This window comes from Kitasatospora aureofaciens, assembly GCF_001188955.3.
GTDB classification, from domain to species: domain Bacteria; phylum Actinomycetota; class Actinomycetes; order Streptomycetales; family Streptomycetaceae; genus Kitasatospora; species Kitasatospora aureofaciens.
In genome coordinates this window covers 11,824-32,530 of the sequence record NZ_JPRF03000012.1, presented here as the reverse complement: position 1 = coordinate 32,530, position 20,707 = coordinate 11,824, and the positions used below count along the sequence as shown (strand labels likewise).

Here is a 20,707-nt window from a genome sequence, read left to right as displayed (position 1 = left end):
TCCCTCCGTCATGATCCTCAGACCGTGACCAGCGTCTCCAGCGGGGCGCCGTCCAGGTGCCCGGCCAGCCGCTCGCGGCCGTCCAGGAAGCCCAGCTCCATCAGCACCACGACGCCCACCAGCTCGGCGCCGGCCTCCTTCACCAGGTCCAGCGAGGCACCTATGGTGCCGCCGGTGGCCAGCACGTCGTCCACCACCAGCACCCGCTCGCCGGGCGCGAAGGCGTCGCGCTGCACCTCCAGCGTCGCCGAGCCGTACTCCAGCTCGTACGAGCGCCGGAACACCTCGCCGGGCAGCTTGCCCTGCTTGCGGATCGGCACGAAGCCGAGCCCGGCCGCGACCGCGGCCGGGGCCGCCAGCACGAAGCCGCGCGCCTCCAGGCCCACCACCTTGGTCGCCCCGAGCTCCTTCGCCCGGTCCGCGAGCGCCCGGGTGAGGGCGCCGAAGGCCTCGGCGTCGGCGAGCAGCGGCGCGATGTCCTTGAACAGCACACCCGGCTTCGGGTAGTCCGGGACGTCCCGGATCCGGCTGTTCAGCAACTCGGCCAGTGCGGTGTCGGCGGTGATCACGGTGGTGGGTTCCTTCGGTTCGGGTTCAGCGCTTGGTGGACGGACGGCCCTTGGCACGCGTGGTGCCGGCCGACCGGCCGCGCTGACCGACCATACCCGCAGGCTGGTCCTCGTCCGCGCCCCCGTCCGTCGCCACCGCGTCCGTGACCTCCGCCCTGGCGGCCGCGGCCCGGTGCTGCAGGACGCGCTTGCGCAGCGCCTTCATCTCCGGCTGCTCCTCCTTGAGCTGCGCCAGCAGCGGGGTGGCGACGCAGATCGAGGAGTAGGCACCGGCCGCGAGGCCGATGAACAGCGCGAGCGAGATGTCGTTCAGGGTGCCGGCGCCCAGGAGGCCGCCGCCGATGAACAGCAGCGCCGCGACCGGCAGCAGCGCCACCACGGTGGTGTTGAGCGAGCGCACCAGGGTCTGGTTGAGGCCGGCGTTGGCCGCCTCGCTGTAGGTGAGCTTGTTCTGCTTGGTGAGGCCCTTGGTGTTCTCCTTCACGGTGTCGAAGACGACGACCGTGTCGTAGAGCGAGTACCCGAGGATGGTCAGGAAGCCGATCACCGTACCGGGGGTGACCTCGAAGCCCACCAGGGCGTAGACGCCGATGGTGATCAGGAGGTCGTGGATCAGGGCGACCAGGGCGGCCACCGCCATCCGCCACTCGAAGGCGATCGCCAGGTAGACCGTCACCAGGACCATGAAGATGATCAGGCCGGTGATCGCCTTGTTGGAGATCTGCTTGCCCCAGCTGGGGCCGATGACCTGGGCCTCGACGGTGTCCAGCGGCACGCCGATCTTCTCGGCGAGCTGGGAGCGGACCTCGTCGGAGCTCTTCGGCTCGTCGGTGCTGACCTGGATGCGGATCTTGTTGTTGTCGGTCGACTGCACCAGCGGGTGCGAGGAGGTGACCTGGTCGGCCTTCTCCTGCGCCTGCGAGACCGTCAGGCCCGGCTTGGTCACGGTGTAGACCGAGCCGCCCTTGAACTCGATGCCCAGGTGCAGGCCCATGGCCAGGCCGATCGCCGCGACCAGCACGATCACGCCGGAGATGGAGTACCAGAGCTTGCGGCGCCCGACGAAGTCGAAGCTGACCTCGCCCTGGTAGAGCCGGTGGCCCAGATTGGAGAAGCGCGACACGGTGTCAGGCCTCCTTCACGGCGGCAGAGGAGGGGCTACGACGACGGCTGCTGCGCAGCGGCGGGCGGGCGCCCAGCCGCTTGGGGTCCAGGCCGGACCACGGGTGGCCGTCGGAGAAGAACTTGCGCCGGGCCAGCAGCGTGATCAGCGGCTTGGTGAAGAGGAAGATCACCACGACGTCGAGCGCGGTGGTCAGACCCAGGGTGAACGCGAAGCCCTGGACCTTGCCGACCGACACCACGTAGAGCACGGCGGCACAGAGGAAGGACACGAAGTCCGAGACCAGGATGGTGCGCCGGGCGCGCGGCCAGGCCCGCTGGACCGCCGGGCGCAGCGGGGCGCCCTCGCGGACCTCGTCGCGGATGCGCTCGAAGTACACGATGAAGGAGTCGGCGGTGATACCGATCGCGACGATCGCGCCGCAGACCGCCGGCAGGTTCAGCGCGAAGCCGATCCCGCCGCCGAGCAGGCTCATGATCGAGTAGGTCAGGGCCGCCGAGACGACCAGACCGGCGATCGAGACCAGGCCGAGGCCGCGGTAGTAGACCAGCGAGTAGGCGACGACCAGCAGCATGCCGATCGCGCCCGCCACCAGACCGGCCTTGAGCTGGTCACTGCCCAGCGCCGGGGAGACGGTGGTGATGTCGCTCTTGGCGAACTCCAGCGGCAGGGCGCCGTAGCTCAGCACGTTGGACAGGTCCTGCGCCTCCGCCTGGCTGAAGCGACCGGTGATGACCGCGCTGCCGCCCGGGATCGGACCGTTGACCTGCGGGTGCGAGACGACCTGGTTGTCCAGCACGATGGCGAACTGGTTGGTCGGCGGGGTCTGGGTGGCCAGCTGGCCGGTGACCTTGGCGAAGGCGTCGGTGCCGGTGCCGTTGAACTGCAGCTGCACCTGCCAGCCGGCACCGGTCTGGGTGTCCAGGCTCGGCTGGGCCTTCGAGACGTCCGAGCCCTTCACGGCCGCGGGGCCGAGCGCCAGCTTCTCGTAGTAGCCGTTCTCGGGCTTCTGCGAGCAGGCGACCATGGCCTTGTCGTCGGCGCCGGTCTGCGCCGCGCGGACCTCGGGCTTGGAGCAGTCGAGGTTCGCGAAGGCGGCCTGCAGCTCCGGCGGGACGGTGCCCTGGGTCATCGCGGCGCTCAGGTCGGCGGCGCTCGGCTGGGTGGCCTGGGCGCTCGGGGCGCCGGAGGCGGACGGGGCGGCCGAGCCGGAGGCGGCGGCGGACGGAGCGGTGCTCGCGCCCGTGGCGGCGGCCGACGGGCTGGCGGCCTCGGCGGCCAGCGCCTCACCGACGGAGCGGCCCTGCTTGGTGGCGCTCGCGGAGGCGGTCGGCGCGTGGCTCGCGGAGGAACCCGCGCTGGCGGAGGCCGACGGGGTGGCGCTGCCCGAGGGGGCGGCGCTCGGGCTGCCGGAGGCGCCGGCGGACGGGGTGCCGGTGGGCGCCGGCGCGGTGATGCCGCTGGGCGCCACGGCCAGGACCGGACGGAAGAACAGCTTCGCGGTGGTACCGACCTGGTCCGCCGCGTTCTGCCGGTCGCCGCCCTTGGGGATGTTCACGATGATCGTGTCCGAGCCCTGGGTCTGGACCTCCGCCTCGGAGACACCCATTCCGTTGACCCGGCGCTCGATGATCCCGGTGGCGATGTCCATGTTGGACTTGTTGACCGCCTTGGGATCGGTCGACTTCGCGGTCAGCGTGATGCTGGTGCCGCCGGCGAGGTCGATACCGAGCCGGGGCTTGGTGTTGCCCGTCCCGAACATGAGGGCGACCAGTCCGACGGTGACGACCAGGATGAGGGCCAGCGCCCGCCCTGGGTAGCCGTCGCGCGGGCGCGACTTGGGTGTTGCCACCTTGCTCGTTTCTCCCTGTCCATGCCACCTCCCCGACCGGACCCCCGTCCGGCTCGTGGCGGGACGGGGGCATGACGGTTCTGCGGCCCTGAGGTCCTGTGGGCTCGCGGCACTGCGCCGCGCGGACGGGCGGGTTGCCCGTCCGTACTACTTGCTCGCGGGAGCCCCGCCCTCGGCGTCGCCCTTCTCGGCGCTGTCCTTGGTCAGCGACAGCGGCTTGTCCTCGGCCGGCGCGGCGTCGGTGACGTCCTCGGCCTCCGACTCGGACAGCTCGTCCTCCTCGGGGCGACCGTTGATGATCGCGTCGTACTCCTGGGGGTCCAGGACGGCCGCGACGGCGCTCTTCGTGAAGTGGGTGATCACGCCGGGAGCGATCTCCAGCTCGACGGTCTCGTCGTTGACCGCCTTCACCTGGGCGTACAGGCCGCCGATGGTGCGCACTCCCGCCCCGGGCTCCAGCGCCGTCTGCATCTGCTGCATCTGCGACTGGCGCTTCTTCTGCGACCGGAACATGAGCACGATCGCGATGATCGGGAGGAGAAGGATGATGAGGTTCACTGCAGCCAGGGTCCTTTACGGGCCGCCGGCCGGCGGCCTGTGTGGTATGGGTCGGCCCGTCAGGTGAGAGGGGCGGTCCGGCGGAGTCTAGGCGACCCCGAACTGATCGGACAACGCCAAGCATCGCATCCTGCCGCCGAAAGTGGCGACCCTCCGCCTGCACGGTTTCCCCGGACTTCCGCCCCGGGACCTCCAAGGGGCGCGGCACCGGGCCGGGCCGGGAACCGGACGCCACCTCTCACCCGTTCAGCCCAGGCCCGTCAACTTCCGTCCGCCGGGAACAGCTCCGGCTGGGGCGGCACGCTGCCGCGCGTGGTCTGGACCGGCGGAGTCATCCCGAGGTGCTGCCAGGCGGCGGCGGTGGCGATCCGCCCGCGCGGAGTGCGGGCGAGCAGGCCCTCGCGGACCAGGAAGGGCTCGGCCACCTCCTCGACCGTCTCGGCCTCCTCCCCCACGGCGACCGCGAGTGTCGACAAACCGACCGGTCCGCCGCCGAACAGCCGCAGCAGGGCGTCCAGCACCGCGCGGTCCAGCCGGTCCAGGCCGCGGGCGTCCACCTCGTAGACGTCCAGCGCCTGGCCGGCGATCTCGGCGGTGACCACACCGTCGTGCCGGACCTGCGCGTAGTCGCGAACCCGGCGCAGCAGCCGGTTGGCGATGCGCGGGGTGCCGCGCGAGCGCCCGGCGATCTCGGCCGCGCCCGCCGGGTCTATCTCCACGTCCAGCAGCGTGGCCGAGCGGTGCACCACCCGCTGCAACTCGGTCGGGGCGTAGAACTCCATGTGCCCGGTGAAGCCGAAGCGGTCGCGCAGCGGCGGCGGCAGCAGGCCGGCCCGGGTGGTGGCGCCGACCAGGGTGAAGGGCGGCAGCTCCAGCGGGATGGCGGTGGCGCCCGGGCCCTTGCCGACGATCACGTCGACCCGGAAGTCCTCCATCGCCATGTAGAGCATCTCCTCGGCGGGCCGGGACATCCGGTGGATCTCGTCGAGGAAGAGCACCTCGCCCTCGGTGAGCGAGGAGAGGATCGCCGCGAGGTCCCCGGCGTGCTGGATGGCCGGGCCGGAGGTGATCCGGATCGGGGCGCCCAGCTCGGCGGCGATGATCATCGACAGGGTGGTCTTGCCCAGCCCGGGCGGGCCGCTCAGCAGCACGTGGTCGGGCGCACTGCCGCGCTTGCGCGCCGCCTGGAGGACCAGGGACAGCTGCTCGCGCACCCGCTCCTGGCCGATGAACTCGTCCAGCAGCTTGGGGCGCAGCGCGGCCTCCACCGCCTGGTCCTCGCCATCGGCGGCGGCCGTGACCAGCCGGTCAGCGGGTTCCTCGTACATCCTCGCGGGCTCCAGGTGGTGTCAGCGGTGTCGACGGTCTCGACCGTACAGACGGTGTCGACAAACGGACAGATCGTCAGGTGGGTTCAGCGGGCGCGGTTCAGGCCGCGCAGGGCGAGCCTGAGCAGCGCGCCGACGTCCGGCGTCTGCTGGGCCTCCGCCTCCGGGGTGAGAGCCGCGACCGCCTCGTCCGCCTCGCGCGGGGCGTAGCCGAGGCCGGTCAGCGCGGAGTGCAGCTGCTCGCTCCACGGCGCCGGGCCGCTGGCGACCGGCTTCTGCGCGGGCACCGCGCCGTGCGGGGCGCCCAGCTTGTCCTTGTACTCCAGCAGCAGCTTGGCCGCCTTCGCCTTACCGATGCCCGGCACCGCGACCAGCGCCTTCTCGTCCCCGTTCGCCACCGCGGAGCGCAGCGCGTCGGGGCTGTGCACGCCGAGGATCGCCTGGGCCAGCTTGGGGCCGACGCCCGGCGCGGCCTGGAGGATCTCGAACACGGCGCGCTCGTCGTCGTCGGAGAAGCCGAACAGGGTCAGCGAGTCCTCCCGGACCACCAGCGAGGTCGCCAGCCGGGCGGGCTCGCCCAGCCGCAGGCCGGCCAGGGTGGTCGGGGTGCACTGGACGGCCATGCCGACCCCGCCCACCTCGACCACCGCGACTCCGGCGGCGATGGCCGCCACAGGTCCTTGCACGAAGGCGATCACCGGACAGTGCCTTTCACGGGAGCGGTGCCTTTCAGCGAATCGGCTTTCAGGGGGGAGGTGCGGGCCGCCTGGACGGCGGCCTGCAGCCGGTTGGTCGCCCCGCCGCGCCAGATGTGGCAGATCGCCAGCGCCAGCGCGTCGGCGGCGTCGGCGGGCTTGGGCGGGGCGTCCAGCCGCAGCAGGCGCTGCACCATGGCCGTGACCTGGGCCTTGTCCGCCCGACCGGAGCCGGTGACGGCGGCCTTGACCTCACTGGGGGTGTGCAGGGTGACGGGGATGCCGCGCCGGGTGGCGCAGAGCATCGCGACCGCGCTCGCCTGGGCCGTCCCCATCACCGTCCGCACGTTGTGCTGCGCGAAGACCCGCTCGACCGCGACCAGGTCCGGCCGGTGCTCGTCCAGCCAGCTCTCCAGGCCCTGCTCGACCAGCAGCAGCCGCTGTCCGACGTCCGCCTCGGCCGGCGTGCGCACCACGCCCACCCCGGCCATCCGCAGCGGCCTGCCGGGCGCGCCCTCGACCACGCCGACCCCGCACCTGGTCAGCCCCGGGTCCACGCCCAGCACCCGCACGTCGCGCCCCGCCTCTCTCTGTGACCCGCCCCTCGCCCCGAGGCGAACGACCTGCGAAGGCTACCGACCGGGTACGACAACCCCGCGGACGACACCGGCCCGGCGGTCCTGGGACCACCGGGCCGGGCAGTGAGAACGGTCACTCGCCGTCGATCGACCGATGCCGCGCCTACTCGGCGTCGAGCTGCGCGCCGACCTCGTCGGGGATGTCGAAGTTGGCGAAGACGTTCTGCACGTCGTCGCTGTCCTCCAGGGCGTCGATCAGCTTGAGGATCTTGCGGGCGCCGTCGACGTCCAGCTCGACCTGCATGCTCGGGAGGAAGTTGGCCTCGGCCGAGTCGTAGTCGACGCCGGCGTCGACCAGCGCGGTGCGCACGTCGACCATCTTGGAGGCCTCGGAGACGATCTCGAAGGAGTCGCCGAGGTCGTTGATCTCCTCGGGGTCCTGGTCGAGGACGATCTCGAACAGCTTGTCCTCGTCGACACCGTCCGCCTTGGGGACGATCACGACGCCCTTGCGGGTGAACAGGTAGGACACCGAGCCCGGGTCGGCCATCGAGCCGCCGTTTCGGGTCATCGCGACGCGCACGTCGGAGGCCGCGCGGTTGCGGTTGTCGGTGAGGCACTCGATCAGGACGGCGACGCCGTTCGGGCCGTAGCCCTCGTACATGATGGTCTGGTAGTCGGCGCCGCCGGCCTCCAGACCGCCACCGCGCTTGACGGCGCGGTTGATGTTGTCGATCGGGACCGAGCTCTTCTTCGCCTTCTGGATGGCGTCGTAGAGGGTGGGGTTGCCCGCCGGGTCGGGACCGCCGGTGCGCGCCGCCACCTCGATGTTCTTGATCATCTTGGCGAAGAGCTTGCCGCGCTTGGCGTCGATCACGGCCTTCTTGTGCTTGGTGGTAGCCCACTTAGAGTGGCCGGACATCGCCAGCTCCTTTACGTCGCCAAAGGGAAATGAACAGATGAGATCTTACCGGTGTCGTCACCGGTGAGGCACACACGGCCACCGGGCCCTACTCGGCGGCGAGGTGCTCCTCGACCATCTTCACGAAGTAGGCGTGCACCCGGTGGTCGCCGGTGAGCTCCGGGTGGAACGAGGTGGCCAGCAGGTTCCCCTGGCGCACGGCCACGATCCGGCTCTCCGGCCCGTCCGCGCCGGGCAGCTCGGCCAGCACCTCGACGCCCGCGCCGACCGCCTCGACCCAGGGGGCGCGGATGAAGACGCCGTGCACCGGCGCGTCGTCCAGGCCCTTGAAGGCGATCCCCGACTCGAAGGACTCGTTCTGGCGGCCGAAGGCGTTGCGGCGCACCGTCATGTCGATGCCGCCGACGCTCTCCTGGTCCTCCCGGCCGTCGAGGATCTTGTCGGCCAGCATGATCATGCCCGCGCAGGTGCCGTACACCGGCATGCCGGCGGCGACCCGCTCGCGCAGCGGGTCCATCACGCCGAACAGCAGTGCCAGCTTGGACATGGTGGTGGACTCCCCACCGGGGATCACCAGCGCGTCGACCTCGGCCAGCTCCTCGGCGCGGCGCACCGGACGGGCGAGCGCGTCGGCCTCGGCCAGCGCCACCAGGTGCTCGCGGACGTCGCCCTGCAGGGCGAGGACGCCGATGACGGGAGTGCTCACGGTCTTCAACCTCAATCGATCGTTACTACGGGCGTACGCGGCGCGGCCCGCCGCACACCGAGGCGCTGCGGCGGGCCGGCGAAGGGGAGGAAGCGATTACCAGCCGCGGTTGGCGTAGCGCTCGGTCTCCGGCAGGGTGTCGCAGTTGATGCCGACCATGGCCTCGCCCAGGTTGCGGGAGGCATCGGCGATGATCTTCGGGTCGTCGAAGAAGGTGGTGGCCTTCACGATGGCGGCGGCACGCTTGGCCGGGTCGCCCGACTTGAAGATGCCGGAGCCGACGAAGACGCCCTCGGCGCCCAGCTGGCGCATCAGCGCGGCGTCGGCCGGGGTGGCCACGCCACCGGCGGAGAACAGCACGACCGGCAGCTTGCCGAGCTCGGCGACCTCCTTGACCAGCTCGTACGGGGCGCGCAGCTCCTTGGCGGCGGCGTACAGCTCGTTGTGGTCCAGCGCGCGCAGGTGGCCGATCTCGTTCTTGATCTGGCGCAGGTGGCGGACGGCCTCGACGACGTTGCCGGTGCCGGCCTCGCCCTTCGAGCGGATCATGGCCGCGCCCTCGGCGATACGGCGCAGGGCCTCGCCCAGGTTGGTGGCACCGCAGACGAAGGGGGTGGTGAAGGCCCACTTGTCGGAGTGGTTGACCTCGTCGGCCGGGGTCAGCACCTCGGACTCGTCGATGTAGTCGACCCCGAGGGACTGCAGGACCTGGGCCTCGACGAAGTGACCGATGCGGGACTTGGCCATCACCGGGATGGAGACCGCCTCGATGATCTCCTCGATCATGTTCGGGTCGGACATGCGGGCCACGCCGCCGTCCTTGCGGATGTCGGCCGGAACCCGCTCCAGCGCCATGACGGCCACCGCGCCGGCGTCCTCGGCGATCTTCGCCTGCTCGGCGTTGACCACGTCCATGATCACACCGCCCTTGAGCTGCTCGGCCATGCCGCGCTTGACCCGGGCGGTACCGATCTGCGGCTGGTCTGCGGTGGTGGGGGTGGTGGACACGTGAGACCTCACTCGAAGATGAACCAGTGCTATCGCCCTATGGTAGGCGGAACGGGTGGCCCAACGATGTGCCACCAAGTCCAGCCCGGGCGACGGGATGCGACAAACGGGCCGTATCCGGGGACAGACCCTACGCGGGCGCCCCTTCCGGCGTGAGGGCGGGCGGTGCGGCGTCGTCCATCTCGAAGGCCATCGGGAACGGCGCCTTGCCCGCCAGCCGGAAGTACCGCACCAGCCGGTGCTCCCGCACCGCCCGCGCCGCCCGCACCGCGTCGTTGTGGAACCGGCGGGCCATCGGGACCCGGCGCACCGCGGCCGTCAGGTCCCGAACCGCCTCCTCGCCACCCGGCTCGGCCACCAGCGCCGCCACCTGCTCCGGCTCGTCCAGCACCGCCCGCAGTGCCAGGCTCAGCTGGCTCTCCGCCACCTCGCGCTGCTCGTCCTCGGCCTGCCGGGCCGCGTGCGCCGCGTCCAGCAGCAGCAGCGAGGCCGCCGGATCCAGCAGCGAGGACGTCGCCAGCTCCATCGCCACCGAGGCCCGGCGGACCAACTGCGCGTCCAGCGCCGCGCGCGCCGCGTCGATCCGGGCGTGCAGCCGGTCCAGGCGCCCGGCCGTCCAACTCAGGTACATGCCGAACAGCACCACGGCCACGCCGGCCCAGATCCAGGTAGTCACGGACCGCTACGTTACCGGGTGTCACCGGCCGCCCCGCCCGGCGTCAGCCACGGCGGCGCACTCAGGCGGTCGCGTTGCGGTAGCTCTCCCGGTCGATGTCCTCGATGCTGACCGCCGTGAACAGCCGGCCTCCCGGCAGCGGGGCGACGTGCTCGGCCAGCAGGGCCATGACGCCCTCGCTCAGCGCCGCCTTCGCCTCCGGCGTACGGCCCGGGAAGATCTGGAACTCGACGTACACCTGGGCGTCGCCCCCCAGCCCGGTGCTGCCGACCACCAGTTCCTCGCTCTGCCGGAACAGCGTCTTGCAGGACTCCGGCTTGGCGTCGATGGTCTCCTCGGCCAGCCGGTTGATGGCCAGGCCCAGCGCCCGGCGGTCGAAGGTCCCGGCCAGGCCGGACGAGTAGTCGACGGAGATCTGCGGCATCGTTTCCCCCATGGGTCACAGTGGTGCGTTCGGCCCGACCCTAACGCCGCTGACATCCGGGCCCTCGGAAGCCCCGGGCGCTCGGTCCCGGCACCCGGTCCCGGCGCTCAGTCCCTCGCCAGCCCGAACCGCCCCCGCCGCCCGCTGCGGACGTCCTCCTCGACCACCGCCGCGGCCCCCGCCGTCACGGTCTCGTACACCGCCAGGATGTCCGCGCCGACCGTCGACCAGTCGAACCGCCGCACGTGCCGCGAGGCCGCCTTGCTCAGCTCCTCCAGCCGCGCCGGATCCCCCAGCAGCCGCAGCGCCGTACGGGCCAGCGCGTCCGCGTCCTCCACCGGGAACAGCTCCCCGGCGTCGCCGCCGTCCAGCACCTGCTTGAACGCGTCGAGGTCGCTCGCCAGTACCGGGGCACCCGCCGACATCGCCTCCACCAGGATGATCCCGAAGCTCTCGCCCCCGGTGTTCGGCGCCACGTACAGGTCCACGCTGCGCAGCAGCCGCGCCTTCTCCCGGTCCGAGACCATGCCCAGGAACTCCACCTGCCCGCGGACCTCGGGCGGCAGGCCGGCCACGGCCTCCTCCTCGTCGCCCTTGCCCGCCACCAGCAGCCGCACCCCCGGCCGCTCGGCCAGGATCCTGGGCAGCGCCGCCAGCAGCGTCGGCAGGCCCTTGCGCGGCTCGTTGATCCGGCCGATGAAGCCGATCGTGCCCGGCTCCCCCGCCGCCGCGCGGCCGGTCCACCGCTCGTCCGGCTCGGCCCCCGCGAAGAACCCGACGTCCACCCCGTTCGGGATCACCACCGCGTCCCCGCCCAGGTGCTCCACCAGGGTTCGCCGGGCGTACTCCGACACCGCGATCCGGGCCCGCATCTTCTCCAGCCCGGGCTGGAGTATCGGCGAGGCCGCGATCATCGCCCGCGACCGCGGGTTCGAGGTGTGGAAGGTGCCCACCATCGGCCCGGTGGCCGACCAGGCCGCCAGCATCGACAGGCTCGGCGAGGCCGGCTCGTGCACGTGCAGGATGTCGAAGTGCCCCTCGCGCAGCCACCTCCGCACCCGCGCCGCCGACAGGATGCCGAAGCTCAGCCGTGCCACCGACCCGTTGTACGGCACGGCCACCGCCCGCCCCGCCGAGACCACGTACGGCGGCAGCGCCTCCTCGTCCTCGGCCGGCGCCAGCACCGACACCTCGTGCCCCAGGCCGATCAGGTGCTCGGCGAGGTCCCGGATGTGGAACTGCACCCCGCCGGGGACGTCCCAGTCGTACGGGCAGACGATGCCGATCTTCACGGGTTCCTCAAGCTCCTTCGGGCAGGTCGTACGGGCCGGGCCAGGGCGCTCCCTAGGCCCCGGAGGCCCCGGCGGCGGGCTCCGCGGCGGACTCGGGACGCGCACCGGCGGACCCGCCCCCCGCCGCCGGCTCACGGGCCGGCAGGTCGGCCAGCCAGAACTTCTGCAGCATGTGCCAGTCCTGCGGGTGCTCGCCGATCCCGCGCTGCCACACGTCGGCCATCGCCTGGGTCATCGCCAGCGTCCGCGCCTTGCGGTCGCCCTCCTCGGGCACCGGCACCTCGGGGTGGATGGTCCCGCGCAGCACCGGGCCGTCGTACCACAGCGTCGCCGGCAGCAGCGCCGCCCCCGTGCGCTGGCACAGCGCCGCCGGCCCGGCCGGCATCCGGGTCGGCTCACCGAAGAACGACACCTCGATGCCCGCCTCCGAGAGGTCCCGGTCCCCCACCAGGCAGACCAGCTTGCCCTCGCGCAGCCGCCGCGCCAGCGTGCCGATCACGTTCACCCCGCCACCGGTCAACGCCAGGACCTCCATGCCCTGGCCCTCCCGGAACGCGACGAACCGGTCGAACAGCCGCTCCGGCTTCAGCCGCTCGGCGACCGTGGTGAACGGGTGGCCCAGCTGCGCTATCCAGGTGCCTGCCAAATCCCAGTTGCCCATGTGCGGCAGCGCCACCACCGCGCCCCGCCCGGACTCCAGCGCCTCCCGCAGGCGCTCCAGGCCGTCCACCTGGACGTCCCGCAGGACCCGCTCCCGGCTCCACACCGGCAGCCGGAAGGACTCCATCCAGTACCGCAGGTACGACCGCATCCCGGCCCGCGACAACCGCCGCAGCGCCGCCTCGTGCAGCCCCGGACGCACCCGCCGAAGGTTCGCCTCCAGCTGGAGCACCCGCGGTCCCCGGCGGCGCCACGCATAGTCCGCCAGCCGGTCGAACAGCCACCGCGCCACCGGCTCCGGCAGGTGCTTCAGCACCGCCCACCCCAGCGCGTACGCCCAGTACACCAGTCGGTCCGTCACCGCAGGACGCCCCCCGTCAACTCCCGGCCGCCGCTCGGTCGGCCTCGAACGCCTCCCGGCGCACGGTCAGCATCCGCTGGAACACCGTCACCAGGCTGCCCGCCGCCACCAGCCACAGCGCCACCGGCAGCAGCCACTCCACGTACGGCACCCCGAACTCGTGCAGACCCGCGACCCCGGCCGCCACCAGGCTGATCACCAGCCGCTCGGCCCGCTCAACCAGCCCCGACACGTCGCACGGCAGGCCCTGGCTCTCCGCCCGCGCCTTGGTGTACGACACCACCAGCCCACTGGCCAGACAGAAGATCGCCACCGCGCACAGCAGGTTGTTGTCACCCTTGCCCGCGTACCACATCGCCAGACCACCGAAGATCGCCGCATCCGCGACCCGGTCCAGCGTGGAGTCCAGGAACGCCCCCCACTTGCTGCTCCGACCCAGCTGACGGGCCATGTTCCCGTCCACCAGGTCCGAGAAGATGAACAGCGTGATCGTGATGGTGCCCCAGAAGAACTCCCCGCGCGGGAAGAACACCAGCGCACCGGCCACCGAACCGGCGGTACCGATCAGCGTCACGGCGTCCGGGCTCACGCCCAACCGGATCAGGAACGCGGCGAACGGGGTCAGAACACGTGTGAAGAAGGCACGCGCGTATTTGTTGAGCATGGCCTTCCCAGCCGCTCCGATCTCCCAGGTACCCGCCTGGCGCAGCGGACGCGGCAGACGGCCGGACGAATGAGCCCGCCCGGCGCACCCATCGTAGCCACGCCCGGGACACCCTCCGTCGCACGGCACCCCGGCCACCGCCCGCACCCGGACGGTCGCACGACACGCGCCTCGCCGGACCCGACCCTAGACTGCCAAAGACAGCCTCGGCGCCACGGGAGGAGACCCCGATGCCCGACCGCAGCACCGCACGAGCCGGCCAGGCGCCCGCCGTGACCAGCCCGCAGGACCTGCGCAACGTCGTCCTCATCGGCTCCAGCGGTGTGGGCAAGACCACCCTCGCCGAATCCCTCGCCCTCGCCGCCGGCGCCATCGGCCGCGCCGGACGCGTCACCGAGGGCACCACGGTCTCCGACCACGAGGACATCGAGCACCAGCAGCAGCGCTCCGTCCAGCTCTCGCTGCTCCCGCTCGAATGGAAGGGCGTCAAGATCAACCTGATCGATCCGCCCGGCCACCCCGACTTCGCCGCCGACCTGCGCGCCGCCCTGCACGCCGCCGACGCCGCCGTCTTCGTCGTCTCCGCCACCGACCCGGTCACCGCCCCCACCCGCGCCCTCTGGCGCGAGTGCGCCGCCGAAGGCATCCCCCGCGCCATCGCCGTCGCCAAACTCGACCTCGCCCGCACCGGCTTCGACGACATCCTCACCACCTGCCACGACGCCTTCGAACTGGGCCCCGACACCCTGCGCCCGCTCTTCCTGCCCGTTCTCCACGACGGACACCCCGACGGCAGCGTCGACCTCCTCACCGGCGACACCTACGGCGACGCCACCCCGCTGCCCGACACCGGCCCCGCCCACGACAGCCTCGTCGAAGCCATCTCCGGCCAGGACGACACCCTCATGGAGCGCTACCTCTCCGGCGACCCCCTCGACACCGACGCCCTCGAAGCCGGAATGCGCCGCGAAGTCCTCTCCTGCGCCCTCCACCCCGCCGTCCCCACCAGCGAGAACGGCCTCGGCGCCGCCGAACTCCTCGACCTGATCGCCCACACCTTCCCCAACCCCACCGAACGCACCCGCCCCGCCCCCGACTGCGACCCCGACGCCCCGCTCGCCGCCCAGGTCGTCCGCGTCACCGGCGACGCCTACGTCGGCCGGATCAGCCTGCTGCGCATCTACGCCGGCACCTTGCGCCCCGACACCAAGATCCATCTCGTCGGCCCCGCCCACACCGCCGACCAGAACGGCGACGAACGCGTCACCGGGCTCACCAGCCCCTTCGGCAAACTCCAGCGCCCCGTCCCGCACGCCGTCGCCGGCGACCTCGTCTGCGCCGCCAAACTCACCACCGCCCGCGCCGGCGACACCGTCCACGAGCCCGGCCACCCCGTCGAACTCGACAGCTGGACCCTCCCCGAACCCCTCCTGCCGATCGCCGTCGAAGCCCACAGCAAGGCCGACGACGACAAGCTCTCCCAAGCCCTCACCCGGCTCGGCGCCGAAGACCCGGCGCTTCGCCTCGAACAGAACCCCGACACCCACCAGCTCGTCCTCTGGTGCACCGGCGAGGCCCACGCCGAGGCCGTCCTCGACCGGCTGCGCACCCGCCACGGCGTCCACGTCGACACTGTCGAACCCAAGGTCGCCCTGCGCGAGACCTTCGGCACCGCCGCCGCCGGCCACGGTCGACTCGTCAAACAGTCCGGCGGCCACGGCCAGTACGCCATCTGCGACCTCGAAGTCGAACCCCTCCCGGCCGGCTCCGGCTTCGAGTTCCAGGAGCACGTCGTCGGCGGAGCCGTCCCCAAGCACTTCATCCCCTCCGTCGAGAAGGGGGTACGCGCCCAGCTCCCCAAGGGCGTCGCCACCGGGCACCCGCTCGTCGATGTCCGGGTCACCCTCACCGACGGCAAGGCCCACTCCGTCGACTCCTCCGACGCCTCCTTCCAGAACGCCGCCGCCCTCGCCCTGCGCGACGCCGCCGAGCACGCCGTCATCCGCCTGCTCGAACCCGTCGCCGCCGTCAGCATCCTGCTGCCCGACGAGTACCTCGGCGCCGTCCTCGGGGACCTCTCCGCCCGCCGCGGCCGAGTCCTCGGCACCGAGACCGGCGGGCAGGGACTCACCCTGCTGCGCGCCGAAGTCCCGGAACTCGAACTCGTCCGCTACCCGGTCGACCTGCGCTCGCTCACCCACGGCACCGCCGAGTTCTCCCGCGCCTACCTGCGCCACGAACCCATGCCCGCCGCCCTGGCCGACCGCTACACCGACTGAACGGGCCCCCGCCTCGGCAGCGCGCACGCCGCCGTACCCCCCGGCATCCGGTGCCGGTTGCGCGACACCCAGCGGTACACCACGCCCGCCACCGGACGCACCGGCCCCAGCGCCATCAGCGCCCCCAGGTACGCCCACGCGCCCCCGGAGCGCATCAGCAGCCGCGCCACCGCCTGCGCACCCCCGTACACCCGGCCCGCCGGCGTCACCCACAGCACCTCGCGCTCGGCCCGCTCGGGCGACACCTCAGCCCGGCCACCCGCCAGCGCGTCCAACTCCGCCAGCTCCGCGAACTGGAACGGCACCGCCTCCCAGCCCCCCGAGGCCAGCGTCTGCCGCAGGTACTTCTCCCCCCAGCGCACACAGGACGAGCAGAACGCGCAGTCCCCGTCGAAAACCAGCACCGGATCCTTCACGGCAACCCCCTTCATCGGCTTCACCGCCCATCCTCCTCCACCCCCACCCGACGGGCTCGGGCGGGTATCGACCGGCCCGAAAGCGGGCATCATGCCCCTCAGGCCGGGTGGGGCCGGAACGTGACGGCTCGTCACGGTACTTCGGACGATCATCCGCGCGGGGGTGCCACGGCACGGTAACCTGCCGCTGACAAGGGGAGGAGGGGACGCCACCGTGACCACACTCGACATGACCCCGGGTGCGCAGATACCCCGGACCGACGCCGGCCCGCAGACCGCCGTCACCCAGGCGCTCTCCTCGGCCGCCTACCGCGACGGCGAGATCGGCAAGTTCGTCGCCGAGGTCAGCGACGCCACGGAGAAGAAGGGCCGCTTCGCCCTCTTCCGTCCCAACCTCGGCGAGGCCTTCAGCAAGGCGCTGATCTCCCGCACCCTCGGCGGCGACCGCAAACCCCTCGTCCCGTCCTTCGGCGTCGACACCCGCCAGGTCGTCGAACACTGCCTGGCCGCCGAGGAACTGCGCCACGCCCGCGACCGGCAGCTCAGCACCGTCTCCGTCATCACCGGCGTGCTGTTCCTCCCCGGCACCCTGGTCTGGCTCGGCGCCTTCCAACTGCGCGCCTGGCTCAAGCGGGACAACGCCCGCGGCGCCGACACCTACGGCGCCTTCGCCCTCATCGCCGCCGCCGTCCTCGCCGGATACCTGGTGCTCCTCCCTCCGGCGGCCGGCGTCCTCGGCATCTACCTGCGGATCACCATGCTCGCCCCGGTGCTCGGCTGGTACCTCGCCCGCCGCATCGTCGAGCGCTCCGCCAAGGACCTCCGCGGCCGCTGGCAGGACCTGGTCGAGGGCAGCGTCGTCGCCGCCACCGTCGCCAAGGCCGTCCCCCGCGACGACCTGGACAAGAAGGCCAACGAACTGCGCGACAAGCTCGGCCGCCTGGACGCCGAGCAGGAGACCAACGTCCAGCACTACGCCGGCCCGAAGGGCATCCTCGGCGCCGGCCGCCGCTGGGGCGAGTGGCGCCTCGCCGACACCCTCCACCCCGCCGAGGGCCACGTCGACTTCCGCGCCTTCCACCCCTGGGACCTGGTCCGCCGGATCTCCGCCCACCTCAAGGGCCTCGGTGTCAGCCACGTCGCCAACAGCGGCATCCCCAACGTCGCCATCAAACAGTGGGTGGTCTTCGACGTCAGCGAGGGCGCCGACGAGATCAGCCGCCCCGGCGGCGCCGACATGGACGGCGAGCGGATGCGCGACTTCGCCGTGCAGAGCATCGCCGACAAGCAGACCTTCCCCGGAGGCCCCCGGCACTACCTGGCCACCCAGTTCATCACCCACGACGGCAAGCTGGTCATCACCTTCACCGTCACGGTGACCCTGCTCGCCAACGTACTGAGCATCTCGGTGGCCGGCTACGCGCTCGGCCCGGTCAAGGGCGTCTTCTTCGACAAGCCGAAGGACAAGGAGAAGACGATCGCCAAGACGGTGAAGTTCTGGGAGGAGCGCACCGTCAAACTCCCGTTGATCGACAACGACGAGGTGGTCCGCCAGGCCGTCCGCGCCCCCTTCCACAAGATGCCCGGCCTGCTCGGCTGGCTCGGCGGTGGCCTCGGCCTGCCCGAACCCTTCGGACTGCGGCACTCCTGGGTCGCCACCGCCTGGAACAACCGCTCCATGGTCGACAACGCGCTCAACGCCTCCGTCCCGGTGCTCAACGCGGTGCACACCGCCACCCTGGAGTTCCTCCAGGAGCACGACCTGGACGCCGACCGCTTCTTCAAGAACCGCACCTCGATCATCAAGTCCGAGGCGCAGGGCAGCCGCCCGTACAAGGTCGACCAGTTCGACGCCGGCTGACTCCGGCGCCGGACGCACGAGGAGGGGCCCGCCACCGGGGAATTCGGTGGCGGGCCCCTCCTCGTACTCCGCGGGCTCAGCCCTGCGGCCAGACCTCGGCCAGCATCTTGCGGGTGTCCGCCAGCAGCTGCGGCAGCACCTTGGTGTGGCCGACCACCGGCATGAAGTTGGTGTCGCCGCCCCAGCGCGGCACCACGTGCTGGTGCAGGTGCGCCGCGATCCCGGCCCCGGCCGCAGCGCCCTGGTTCATCCCGATGTTGAACCCGTGCGCCCCCGAGGCCGCGCGCAGCGCGGTCATCGCCCGCTTGGTGAAGTCCGCCAGCTCGACCGTCTCCGCCTCGTCGAGGTCGGTGTAGTCGGCCACGTGCCGGTACGGGACCACCATCAGGTGCCCGCCGTTGTAGGGGTACAGGTTCAGCACCGCGAAAACGGAGCTGCCCCGGGCGATGACCAGCCCGTCCTCGTCGCTCAGCGACGGGATCGAGCAGAACGGACAACCGTCGTCCGGAGCCGGGCCGGTGGGCTTGTTCTCACCCTGGATGTACGCCATCCGATGGGGGGTCCACAGGCGGCGGAAGCCGTCCGGCTCACCGACACCCCGCTGCAGTTCCGGCTCAGTCGTCATGCTGATCAGCATATTCGCCCAGCCGTGCTTGCAAAGCCGCGCGGGGCAGACTCTTGAAGAGCCTGCCCCGCGCGTGGTCGTCCGACTACGGCGTCACACCTGAACGCGGTTCTTCACCGCGTCCACGATCTCGGCGACGGCCTCGGCCACCGCAACGCCGTTCTTCTGCTCGCCGTTGCGGTAGCGGAACGACACGGCGCCCGCCTCGACGTCGTCGTTGCCCGCGATGAGCATGTACGGAACCTTGGACTTCTGAGCGTTGCGGATCTTCTTCTGCATGCGGTCGTCCGAGGTGTCCACCTCGACCCGGATCCCGTGCTTCTTGAGCTCGGCCGCGACCTCCAGCAGGTACGGCACGTGCTCGTCGGTGATCGGGATGCCGGTCACGGTGACCGGGGCCAGCCACGGCGGCATGGCACCGGCGTAGTGCTCCAGCAGCACCGCGAAGAAGCGCTCGATCGAGCCGAAGAGCGCACGGTGGATCATGACCGGCCGCTGACGCGAGCCGTCCGCCGCGGTGTACTCCAGGTCGAAACGCTCGGGCAGGTTGAAGTCCAGCTGGATGGTCGACATCTGCCAGGTGCGGCCGATGGCGTCCTTGGCCTGCACCGAGATCTTCGGGCCGTAGAAGGCCGCGCCGCCCGGGTCCGGCACCAGCGGGAGCCCCTGCTTCTCGGCGACCGAGGCGAGAACGCGGGTGGCCTCCTCCCAGGCCTCGTCCGTCCCGACGAACTTCTCCGGGTCCTTGGTCGACAGCTCCAGGTAGAAGTCGGTCAGACCGTAGTCACGGAGCAGGTTGAGCACGAAGGTCAGCGTGGAGTCGAGCTCCTGCGCCATCTGCTCGCGGGTGCAGTAGATGTGGGCGTCGTCCTGCGTGAAGCCGCGGGCACGGGTCAGGCCGTGCACGACGCCCGACTTCTCGTAGCGGTACACCGTCCCGAACTCGAAGAGGCGCAGCGGCAGTTCACGGTACGAGCGACCGCGCGCGTCGAAGATCAGGTTGTGCATCGGGCAGTTCATCGGCTTGAGGTAGTAGTCCACGCCCTCGTCGAGCTGCATGGGCGGGTACATACCGTCCGCGTACCAGTCGAGGTGGCCGCTCTTCTCGAAGAGCTTCCCCTTGGTGGCGTGCGGGGTGTAGACGAACTCGTAGCCCTCTTCCTCGTGCCGCTTGCGCGAGTAGTCCTCCATGGCGCGGCGGATGATGCCGCCCTTGGGGTGGAAGACGGCGAGGCCGGAGCCGATCTCCTCGGGGATGGAGAAGAGGTCGAGCTCGTTGCCGAGCTTGCGGTGGTCGCGCTTCTCGGCCTCGACCAGGAAGTCGAGGTGGGCCTTGAGCTCGTCCTTGGTCGGCCAGGCGGTCCCGTAGATGCGCTGCAGCATCGGGTTCTTCTCGCTGCCGCGCCAGTAGGCGGCCGCGTTGCGCATCAGCTTGAACGCCGGGATGTGGCGGGTGCTGGGCAGGTGCGGGCCGCGGCAGAGGTCGCCCCAGCACTGCTCGCCGCTCTTGGCGTCCAGGTTGTCGTAGATGGTGAGTTCGCCGGCGCCGACCTCGACGTCGGCGCCCTCGCCGGCGGTGGCGGCGGAGCCCTTGAGGCCGATCAGTTCCAGCTTGTACGGCTCGGCGGCCAGTTCCTCGCGGGCGGCCTCGTCGGTGACCACGCGGCGGGAGAACTTCTGCCCGCGCTTGATGATCTCCTGCATCTTCTTCTCGATGGCCTTGAGGTCATCGGGGTGGAAGGGCTTCTCAACGTCGAAGTCGTAGTAGAAGCCGTCCTTGACCGGCGGGCCGATGCCGAGCTTGGCCTCGGGGTAGAGCTGCTGCACGGCCTGGGCCATGACGTGCGCGGTGGAGTGGCGCAGGATGTCGAGGCCGTCCTTGCTGTCGATCGCGACCGGCTCGACCTCCTCGCCGTCCTGGAGGACGTGCGCGAGGTCCTTGAGCTGGCCGCCGACGCGGGCGGCGATGATCGAGCGGTCGTCGGCGAAGAGCTCGGCGGCCGTAGTGCCCGTGGTCACCACGCGCTCTTCCCGATCGGGTTCGCGGCTGATGATTACCCGGACGTCCGTCACCGGTCTCTCCTGACGTGCTGGATTTCAGAGGACGCAA

The 20,707-nt window shown here is 71.5% G+C and carries 20 protein-coding genes; 2 read left to right on the top strand and 18 right to left on the bottom strand.

Annotation, left to right across the window (positions count from 1 at the left end):
- Nucleotides 1–17 precede the first annotated feature (17 nt).
- The 15 genes from HS99_RS05155 to pgsA all read right to left on the bottom strand — a co-directional run bounded on the left by HS99_RS05155 (nucleotide 18) and on the right by pgsA (nucleotide 13,416).
- Nucleotides 18–566, bottom strand: a complete 549-nt coding sequence (locus tag HS99_RS05155) for an adenine phosphoribosyltransferase (protein ID WP_030286360.1) — start codon at nucleotides 564–566, stop codon at nucleotides 18–20.
- Nucleotides 567–594: 28 nt separating this feature from the next.
- On the bottom strand, nucleotides 595–1,692 hold the full coding sequence (secF, locus tag HS99_RS05150; RefSeq protein ID WP_030553665.1) for a protein translocase subunit SecF: 1,098 nt from the start codon (nucleotides 1,690–1,692) through the stop codon (nucleotides 595–597).
- Nucleotides 1,693–1,696: 4 nt separating this feature from the next.
- Nucleotides 1,697–3,544 (bottom strand): protein translocase subunit SecD, encoded by a 1,848-nt coding sequence (gene secD / locus HS99_RS05145; RefSeq protein WP_030553663.1) that lies wholly within the window; start codon nucleotides 3,542–3,544, stop codon nucleotides 1,697–1,699.
- 147 nt (nucleotides 3,545–3,691) lie between these two features.
- Nucleotides 3,692–4,102 (bottom strand): preprotein translocase subunit YajC, encoded by a 411-nt coding sequence (gene yajC / locus HS99_RS05140; protein ID WP_046386817.1) that lies wholly within the window; start codon nucleotides 4,100–4,102, stop codon nucleotides 3,692–3,694.
- A 260-nt stretch (nucleotides 4,103–4,362) separates the two neighbouring features.
- Nucleotides 4,363–5,430, bottom strand: a complete 1,068-nt coding sequence (gene ruvB, locus HS99_RS05135; protein WP_030286356.1) for a Holliday junction branch migration DNA helicase RuvB — start codon at nucleotides 5,428–5,430, stop codon at nucleotides 4,363–4,365.
- Between the two features lie 86 nt (nucleotides 5,431–5,516).
- Nucleotides 5,517–6,128 (bottom strand): Holliday junction branch migration protein RuvA, encoded by a 612-nt coding sequence (ruvA, locus tag HS99_RS05130; RefSeq protein ID WP_030286355.1) that lies wholly within the window; start codon nucleotides 6,126–6,128, stop codon nucleotides 5,517–5,519.
- Complete coding sequence (gene ruvC / locus HS99_RS05125; protein ID WP_030286354.1) at nucleotides 6,125–6,697, bottom strand: crossover junction endodeoxyribonuclease RuvC; 573 nt, start codon at nucleotides 6,695–6,697, stop codon at nucleotides 6,125–6,127. The genes ruvA and ruvC overlap by 4 nt, the downstream gene beginning before the upstream one ends.
- A gap of 169 nt (nucleotides 6,698–6,866) precedes the next feature.
- Nucleotides 6,867–7,625, bottom strand: a complete 759-nt coding sequence (locus HS99_RS05120) for a YebC/PmpR family DNA-binding transcriptional regulator (RefSeq protein WP_030286352.1) — start codon at nucleotides 7,623–7,625, stop codon at nucleotides 6,867–6,869.
- A gap of 88 nt (nucleotides 7,626–7,713) precedes the next feature.
- Entirely contained in the window at nucleotides 7,714–8,331 is a 618-nt protein-coding gene (pdxT, locus tag HS99_RS05115) for a pyridoxal 5'-phosphate synthase glutaminase subunit PdxT (protein ID WP_030286350.1), read from the bottom strand.
- A gap of 96 nt (nucleotides 8,332–8,427) precedes the next feature.
- Entirely contained in the window at nucleotides 8,428–9,339 is a 912-nt protein-coding gene (gene pdxS, locus HS99_RS05110; protein ID WP_030286348.1) for a pyridoxal 5'-phosphate synthase lyase subunit PdxS, read from the bottom strand.
- A 130-nt stretch (nucleotides 9,340–9,469) separates the two neighbouring features.
- Complete coding sequence (locus HS99_RS05105) at nucleotides 9,470–10,015, bottom strand: hypothetical protein (protein ID WP_030286346.1); 546 nt, start codon at nucleotides 10,013–10,015, stop codon at nucleotides 9,470–9,472.
- Between the two features lie 61 nt (nucleotides 10,016–10,076).
- On the bottom strand, nucleotides 10,077–10,439 hold the full coding sequence (locus tag HS99_RS05100; protein WP_030286344.1) for a 5-carboxymethyl-2-hydroxymuconate Delta-isomerase: 363 nt from the start codon (nucleotides 10,437–10,439) through the stop codon (nucleotides 10,077–10,079).
- 107 nt (nucleotides 10,440–10,546) lie between these two features.
- Nucleotides 10,547–11,731: a glycosyltransferase family 4 protein gene (locus HS99_RS05095; RefSeq protein WP_030553660.1), complete on the bottom strand. Its 1,185-nt coding sequence runs from the start codon at nucleotides 11,729–11,731 to the stop codon at nucleotides 10,547–10,549.
- 52 nt (nucleotides 11,732–11,783) lie between these two features.
- Nucleotides 11,784–12,752, bottom strand: coding sequence for a phosphatidylinositol mannoside acyltransferase (locus tag HS99_RS05090; protein ID WP_232543176.1), 969 nt, complete (start codon nucleotides 12,750–12,752; stop codon nucleotides 11,784–11,786).
- A 16-nt stretch (nucleotides 12,753–12,768) separates the two neighbouring features.
- Nucleotides 12,769–13,416 (bottom strand): phosphatidylinositol phosphate synthase, encoded by a 648-nt coding sequence (gene pgsA, locus HS99_RS05085; RefSeq protein ID WP_030286338.1) that lies wholly within the window; start codon nucleotides 13,414–13,416, stop codon nucleotides 12,769–12,771.
- 230 nt (nucleotides 13,417–13,646) lie between these two features.
- Between pgsA and HS99_RS05080 the strand changes: the two genes are divergently transcribed.
- On the top strand, nucleotides 13,647–15,695 hold the full coding sequence (locus tag HS99_RS05080; protein ID WP_030286336.1) for an elongation factor G-like protein EF-G2: 2,049 nt from the start codon (nucleotides 13,647–13,649) through the stop codon (nucleotides 15,693–15,695).
- On the opposite strand, the gene HS99_RS05075 is transcribed toward HS99_RS05080, so the two are convergent.
- Nucleotides 15,683–16,126 (bottom strand): thiol-disulfide oxidoreductase DCC family protein, encoded by a 444-nt coding sequence (locus HS99_RS05075; RefSeq protein WP_030286334.1) that lies wholly within the window; start codon nucleotides 16,124–16,126, stop codon nucleotides 15,683–15,685. The genes HS99_RS05080 and HS99_RS05075 overlap by 13 nt on opposite strands.
- 199 nt (nucleotides 16,127–16,325) lie before the next feature.
- Here HS99_RS05075 and HS99_RS44635 point away from each other — a divergent pair, with 199 nt between their 5' ends.
- Complete coding sequence (locus tag HS99_RS44635; RefSeq protein WP_030553656.1) at nucleotides 16,326–17,972, top strand: AbeC-like domain-containing protein; 1,647 nt, start codon at nucleotides 16,326–16,328, stop codon at nucleotides 17,970–17,972.
- Nucleotides 17,973–18,048: 76 nt separating this feature from the next.
- Here HS99_RS44635 and HS99_RS05065 read toward each other — a convergent pair whose 3' ends face one another.
- Nucleotides 18,049–18,609 carry an HIT family protein gene (locus HS99_RS05065; RefSeq protein WP_030286330.1) on the bottom strand — a complete coding sequence of 187 codons (561 nt, stop codon included), beginning with the start codon at nucleotides 18,607–18,609 and terminating at the stop codon, nucleotides 18,049–18,051.
- 81 nt (nucleotides 18,610–18,690) lie between these two features.
- Nucleotides 18,691–20,670 carry a threonine--tRNA ligase gene (gene thrS, locus HS99_RS05060; RefSeq protein ID WP_030286328.1) on the bottom strand — a complete coding sequence of 660 codons (1,980 nt, stop codon included), beginning with the start codon at nucleotides 20,668–20,670 and terminating at the stop codon, nucleotides 18,691–18,693.
- Between the last annotated feature and the right edge of the window lie 37 nt (nucleotides 20,671–20,707).

Bases quoted from the DNA above. Each gene is read 5' to 3' on its own strand.
- ruvB (WP_030286356.1), bottom strand. From the start codon at position 5,430: ATGTACGAGGAACCCGCTGACCGGCTGGTCACGGCCGCCGCCGATGGC.
- HS99_RS05120 (WP_030286352.1), bottom strand. From the start codon at position 7,625: ATGTCCGGCCACTCTAAGTGGGCTACCACCAAGCACAAGAAGGCCGTG.
- HS99_RS05100 (WP_030286344.1), bottom strand. From the start codon at position 10,439: ATGCCGCAGATCTCCGTCGACTACTCGTCCGGCCTGGCCGGGACCTTC.
- pgsA (WP_030286338.1), bottom strand. From the start codon at position 13,416: ATGCTCAACAAATACGCGCGTGCCTTCTTCACACGTGTTCTGACCCCG.
- HS99_RS05080 (WP_030286336.1), top strand. From the start codon at position 13,647: ATGCCCGACCGCAGCACCGCACGAGCCGGCCAGGCGCCCGCCGTGACC.
- HS99_RS05075 (WP_030286334.1), bottom strand. From the start codon at position 16,126: ATGAAGGGGGTTGCCGTGAAGGATCCGGTGCTGGTTTTCGACGGGGAC.
- HS99_RS05065 (WP_030286330.1), bottom strand. From the start codon at position 18,609: ATGCTGATCAGCATGACGACTGAGCCGGAACTGCAGCGGGGTGTCGGT.